This window comes from Thiohalorhabdus sp. (assembly GCF_036628635.1).
Classification (GTDB): Bacteria; Pseudomonadota; Gammaproteobacteria; order Thiohalorhabdales; family Thiohalorhabdaceae; genus Thiohalorhabdus.
The window spans coordinates 1-4,049 of record NZ_JAZKRM010000091.1 but is presented as its reverse complement, the minus strand read 5'-3'; the positions used below and the strand labels follow the sequence as shown (position 1 = coordinate 4,049).

The 4,049-nt window shown below is 72.1% G+C and carries 3 protein-coding genes; all 3 read left to right on the top strand.

Annotation, left to right across the window (positions count from 1 at the left end; all coding sequences use genetic code 11):
- The coding region (asnB, locus tag V5A19_RS13750; protein WP_332327944.1) for an asparagine synthase (glutamine-hydrolyzing) at positions 1-1,544 on the top strand (1,544 nt) is incomplete at its 5' end.
- Positions 1,541-2,878: a phenylacetate--CoA ligase family protein gene (locus V5A19_RS13745; protein WP_332327943.1), complete on the top strand. Its 1,338-nt coding sequence runs from the start codon at positions 1,541-1,543 to the stop codon at positions 2,876-2,878. The genes asnB and V5A19_RS13745, both read left to right, overlap by 4 nt.
- A complete protein-coding gene (locus tag V5A19_RS13740; RefSeq protein WP_332327942.1) occupies positions 2,875-4,041 on the top strand; it encodes a glycosyltransferase family 4 protein in 1,167 nt (388 codons plus the stop codon). Before V5A19_RS13745 ends, V5A19_RS13740 begins: the two co-directional genes overlap by 4 nt.
- The last annotated feature ends 8 nt before the right edge of the window (positions 4,042-4,049 follow it).

The window sequence follows — 4,049 nt, the reverse complement described above, 5'->3', positions numbered from 1 at the left end:
ACCGCTTCCGCGGCATGTTCGCCTTCGCCGTCTGGGATCGCGAAGGCGAGACCCTCTTCCTCGCCCGCGACCGGCTGGGCATCAAGCCCCTGCATTACGCCCTGCTGTCCGACGGGCGGCTGCTGTTCGCCTCCGAGCTCAAGGCCGTGGTGGATCACCCCGATTTCCCCCGCGACCTGGACCCCGAGGCGGTGGAGGACTACTTCGCCTTCGGCTACGTCCCTGACCCGCGCACCATCTTCCGCCGCGCCCGCAAGCTGGCCCCGGGGCAGCGCCTGACGGTCCGGCGGGGTCAGCGGGTCCCCGAGCCCGAGACGTACTGGGACCTGACTTTCGAGCCGGGTGCTGCCGGTGGCGACCCGGAGGGCGAGCTCATCGAGCGCCTGGACGAGGCCGTGCGGGTGCGCCAGGTGGCCGACGTGCCGCTGGGGGCCTTCCTGTCCGGGGGCGTGGACTCCAGCGCCGTGGTGGCCATGATGGCCCGCAACGCCCGCGAGCCGGTGCAGACCAGCTCCATCAGCTTCGGGGACAAGGCCTTCAACGAAGCCAGCTACGCCGAGCAGGTGGCGCGGCGCTACAGCACCGACCACGCCGTGCGCGAGGTCAGCCCCGACGACTTCGACCTGGTGGACCGCCTGGCCGGCCTCTACGACGAGCCCTTCGCCGACAGCTCCGCCATGCCCACCTACCGCGTCTGCGAGCTGGCCCGCAGCCGGGTCACGGTGGCCCTGTCCGGGGACGGCGGCGACGAGACCTTCGCCGGCTACCGCCGCTACCGCTGGTACCTCCAGGAGGAGAAGGTTCGCCGCCTCCTCCCGGGTCCGCTGCGCCAGCCGGTGTTCGGCGCGCTGGGAACGCTGTACCCCAAGCTCAACCGGGCGCCGCGCTATTTGCGCGCCAAGGCCACCTTCCAGTCCCTGGCCCTGGACCCGCTGGACGGCTATCTGGACAGCCTGTCCGTGGTCAAGGCACCGCAGCGGGCGCTGATCTACAGCGACCGCTTCCGCAGCGAGCTCGCCGGCTACACCGCCACCGAGGTCCTGCGCGGCCATGCCGCCAATGCCCCGGATCATCCGCTGCTGCGGGTGCAGTACCTGGACCTCAAGACCTACCTGCCCGGCGACATCCTGACCAAGGTGGACCGGGCCAGCATGGCCCATTCGCTGGAGGTGCGCGTGCCCGTGCTGGACCACCACCTCGTGGAATGGGCGGCGGGCCTGCCCGCCGGGCTCAAGATGCACCGGGGCGAGGGCAAGGCCGTGTTCAAGCGGTCCCTGCGGCCCTACCTGGCCGACGACATCCTCTACCGGCGCAAGATGGGCTTTGCCGTGCCCCTGGCCGCCTGGTTCCGCGGGCCGCTGCGCGACCATGTGCGCGCCGCCCTGCTCGGGCCGGAGCTGCTGGACACCGGCCTGTTCGACCCCGACGGTGTGCGCCGCCTGGTGGACGAGCACCAGTCCGGCAAGTGGGACCACAGCGCCCCCATCTGGTCGCTGCTCATGTTCGCCGGCTTTCAGCGCCGCTACCTGGAGACCGGAGCGTGAACGAAGCCCTGACCCGTCATCTGCTGCTGCCCCTTCACGAGCGCCTGCGCGGTCGGGAGACCATCGGCCACTATCGCCACCTGCGGGCCAACGAGGGCGGCTCGCCGGAGGCGCTGGCGGTCCAGCGCGAGGCCAAGCTGCAGGCACTGGCCGACCACTGCCTGGCGCAGGTGCCCTTCTACCGCGAGCGGCTCCGGGCCGCCGGCATCGCCTCCGGTGCGGACCTGACCCTGGACCGCCTCGGCGACCTGCCGCCCCTGGAGCGGGCCGAGATCCGCGAGCACCTGGCCGACCTGTGCGCCGTTGATCACCGGGGCGAGCTGATCCGCTACACCACCGGCGGTTCCACCGGGGCGCCGTTGGTGTTCTACACCGACCTGCGTAAGGAGGCCCGCCACAACGCCCACAAGCTGCGCTACCGGGCCTGGCACGGCGTCCGCCCCGGCGACCGGCAGGTGGACTTCTGGGGCTCGCCCATCGAGCTCAGCAAGCAGACCCGCTTCCGCCTGTGGAAGGACCGGCGGCTGCTCAACCACCGCCTGCTGTCCGCCTTCGACCTCACCGAGGCCCGCCTGGACACCTACATCGACGAGCTGCGCCGCTTTCGGCCCAGCCTGGTCTACGGCTACCCCACGGTCATCCACCGCGTCGCCCTGCGCATGGGTGAACGGGGGATCCGCGCCGAGGGTTGGCCCCGGCTGGTGGCGACCACCGCCGAGATGCTGCTCGACCACCAGCGCGCCGCCATCGCCGAGGCCTTCGGCTGCCCCGTGGCCAATGAGTACGGCTCCCGCGACGCCGGTCTGGTTGCCGCCGAATGCCCCCGGGGCCGCCTCCACGTCGCGGCGGAGCATGTGGTGGCGGAGGTGGACGCCCCCGACAGCGAGGGCGTGGGCGACCTGCTGATCACCAATCTGGACGCCTACGGCATGCCCCTGCTGCGCTACCGGGTGGGCGACCGGGGCTGGCTGGACGATGGCGGCTGCGACTGCGGGCTGCCGCTGCCGGTGATAGGCGGCGTGGCGGGCCGGTCCAACGACTTCCTGGTGGGTGGGGGCGGCCGGCTGGTGCATAGCCTGGCGCCCATCTATGTCCTGCGCGAGATCCCCGCCATTTCCCAGTTCCGCCTCTACCAGCGGCCCGATCGCTCCCTGGAAGTGGCCCTGGTGACCGGCCGGGAGCTGACGTCCGAAGAGCTCGACGGCATCCGGACCGGGCTGCTCAAGGCCCTGGACCTGGATGTTGAAGTGGCGTTTGCCTTCCCCGAGGTCATCGCCCCGGAGGCGTCGGGCAAGTACCGGTGGGTGGTCAGCGAGGCGGAGGCGGGGCCGTGAGGATCGTCTACCACCACCGCACCCGCGGCGAGGACGCCCAGGGCATCCACATCCAGGCCCTGGTGGCCGCCTTCCGCGCCCTGGGCCATCGGGTGACCCTGGTGGGCCCACGCCGGCCGCGCGCCGCCGGGGGCGGCGAGGCCGGGGCCCAGACCTCCGGGTTCCGGCTGCTCGGCCGGCCCGTGCCGGGGTGGGTCTACGAGCTGCTCGCCCTGGGCTACAACGTACCCGCCTTCCTCCGGCTGTGCGCCGCCCTGGTGCGCGAACGCCCGGCCATGGTCTACGAGCGCTACGCCCTGTTCGGGGTGGCCGGGCGGCTGGCCGCCGGGCTGTTCCGGGTGCCCTTCGTGCTCGAGGTCAACGCCCCGCTGAGCCTGGAGATGGAGCGCGAGAGCGGCCTGGCTTTCCGCGGGCCGGCCCAGGCCCTGGAGGACTGGCTGTTCCGCCGCGCCACCCGTACTATCGTGGTCTCCGGGGCCATGGCCGACATCCTGGAAGGCCAGGGCACCCCGCGCGAGCGGCTGGTGATCATGCCCAACGGCGTGGACCGGGAGGCCTTCCATCCGGACGTGGACGGCAGCGGCGTCCGCCGCGACCTGGGCTGGCAGGATGGGCTCTTGGTGGGCTTCGTGGGCTGGGTGCGGCCCTGGCACGGCGTGGATGGGCTGGTGGAAGCGGCACGGCGCCTGCGCGACGCGATCCCGGAGCTGCGCCTGCTCATCGTGGGCGACGGCCCCGCCGTGCCCGCCCTGCGCCAGCAGGCCGAGGAAGCGGGGCTCAGCGAGCGGGTGCACATTACCGGCGCCGTGGCGCGTTCCGAGGTGCCCGCCCACCTGGCTGCCATGGACGTGGCCGTGCAGCCCGACGTCACCGAATACGCCTCGCCCATCAAGCTGTTCGAATACCTGGCCATGGCGCGCCCCGTGGTGGCGCCGCGCAAGCCCAACATCACCGAGGTGGTCAGCGACGGCGAGCAGGCCCTGCTGTTCCGGCCCGGCAGCACCGACGAGCTCACCAAGACCCTGCAGCGCCTGCACGCCGACCCCGACCTGCGGTCCCGCCTGGGCCGGGCCGGGGCCCGCCTGATCGAGGAAAGGGGTTACTATTGGGAAGCCAACGCCCAGAAGGTCACCGAGCTGGTGAATCCAAAAACCGCCTCGTAGGAGCCCGG